The sequence below is a fragment of the Corallococcus llansteffanensis genome (assembly GCF_003612055.1).
GTDB classification, from domain to species: Bacteria; Myxococcota; Myxococcia; order Myxococcales; family Myxococcaceae; genus Corallococcus; species Corallococcus llansteffanensis.
In genome coordinates this window covers 1-1,573 of sequence record NZ_RAWB01000999.1, presented here as the reverse complement: position 1 = coordinate 1,573, position 1,573 = coordinate 1, and the positions used below count along the sequence as shown (strand labels likewise).

2 protein-coding genes are annotated in these 1,573 nt (G+C 66.1%); one reads left to right on the top strand and one right to left on the bottom strand.

Going from position 1 to position 1,573, the window contains the following annotated elements; all coding sequences use genetic code 11:
- Positions 1-302: 302 nt before the first annotated feature.
- Positions 303-848 (top strand): 2OG-Fe(II) oxygenase, encoded by a 546-nt coding sequence (locus D7V93_RS42840; RefSeq protein WP_372338434.1) that lies wholly within the window; start codon positions 303-305, stop codon positions 846-848.
- Between the two features lie 67 nt (positions 849-915).
- On the opposite strand, the gene D7V93_RS45650 is transcribed toward D7V93_RS42840, so the two are convergent.
- Positions 916-1,056, bottom strand: a complete 141-nt coding sequence (locus tag D7V93_RS45650) for a hypothetical protein (RefSeq protein ID WP_158623984.1) — start codon at positions 1,054-1,056, stop codon at positions 916-918.
- Positions 1,057-1,573 lie beyond the last annotated feature (517 nt).

Sequence of the window (1,573 nt, the reverse complement as noted above, 5' to 3'; positions counted from 1 at the left end):
GAGCACGACGGCGCCCGTGCTGGCCGAGCCCAGGTTCGCGGCGGCGGCCGCGGGCAGCAGGTAGACACCGCTGCCGATGACGTCGTTGATGGAGAACCCGACGATTTCCCAGCGCGATACCGCGCGCTGCATGCCCAGCTCAGGAGGAGGCGAAGGGGTTCCGGTGGTCATGGGCGCAAGGGAGGGGAACCCACTGGAGCACAGATGCGGCGAATCCGCGAATTCGAGAGAAGCCGTGCTCCTTTCAAGGCGGCGGGATTCGAACCCGCCGCTGCCAAGAGACTCTCACCCGCGCGAACGCCATGCCCGGTGCCAGAGGATGTCGCCACCGGGTCCGGCGACGGCATGCCCTTCGCTGCCCGTGCCTCGCGCCCATCGCGAACCGCTGGAACACGTCGATGGGCATCGACGTGCGATATCCGGACGCGCACGCGGACTTCCTCGCTCGCTGCCACGAGGCAGGCCAGGTGCGCCCCACTCCCCTGCTCCTGCGCTACGGCATGGACGACTACAACTGCCTGCATCAGGACCTGTATGGCGAGCATGTCTTCCCGCTCCAGGTGGCCCTCCTCCTCTCCGAACCCGGACGAGACTTCACGGGCGGCGAGTTCGTCCTGATGGAGCAGCGTCCCCGCATGCAGTCACGCGCGGAGGTCGTCCCCCTGCGACAGGGAGACGCGGTCGTCTTCGCGGTGCACCACCGACCCGTGCAGGGCACGCGGGGCACGTACCGCGTCAACCTCCGGCACGGCGTCAGCCGCGTGCGCTCCGGCCAGAGGCACACGGCGGGGATCATCTTCCACGACGCTTCCCAGGTTTCGGACGTCATCACCGAAATAGGTTCTTGAGCTCGTCGCGTACGGCAGCAGCAGCTGCCGTTTCGCCTGGTACGCCGACACAGGGATTCTGAATGGTTCAGGCGGCGGCCTTGGGTGCTGCCGCCTGCGCCGTCAGCGGGTAGGACTTGCCCAGCTTCTGTCGGGCGGAGTCGACGCCGAAGCGCCAGCGGATGCGGGCGCGCGCGAGGTGGCGCTGGTGCAGCCATCCCGCGTGCACGTCCAGGTGTGTAACGGGCCGGGGTGCTACAGCGGCGCCACGCGCCGCCAGAAAGCGTCGGGGACGAGTCCACGGACCAGGTCCCTCAAGCGGAGGACGTCCCTCGCCAACGGCCAGCCCAACCCCGACCTTCGTCAGGGGCTGTCAGTCCCGGCCGAATCACGCACGTTCAACCCGCGAGGCACGACGGCTTCATCAGAGCGGTATATCAGACTCGTAGCCGGTCAGGGTTACGTGCGCGGATACAGCCGCCATTCCAACACCTATCCGTTCTCCCGCGTTGAATCGAATGCCTGTTCCAAACGAGAAGTGGCAATTCGAATTGTACACTTGATAGAAGTATCCACAGGAACGGAGCGTGGCTCGTATGAGAAGCGCACTGTTGGGGAGTCCTCCGCCCCAGTATTTCCTGAGACACCTTTCTGGGGGATAGCCTCCCCCTCGTGAGGTGGATGTGAAGAAGCAGAAGCAGGACAGGACGGCGGAGCGCGGTCGGTTCTCGGCGAAGCGGAAGAAG

Coding starts and splice junctions, on each gene's coding strand:
- D7V93_RS42840 (WP_372338434.1), top strand. CDS start 303: ATGCCCGGTGCCAGAGGATGTCGCCACCGGGTCCGGCGACGGCATGCC.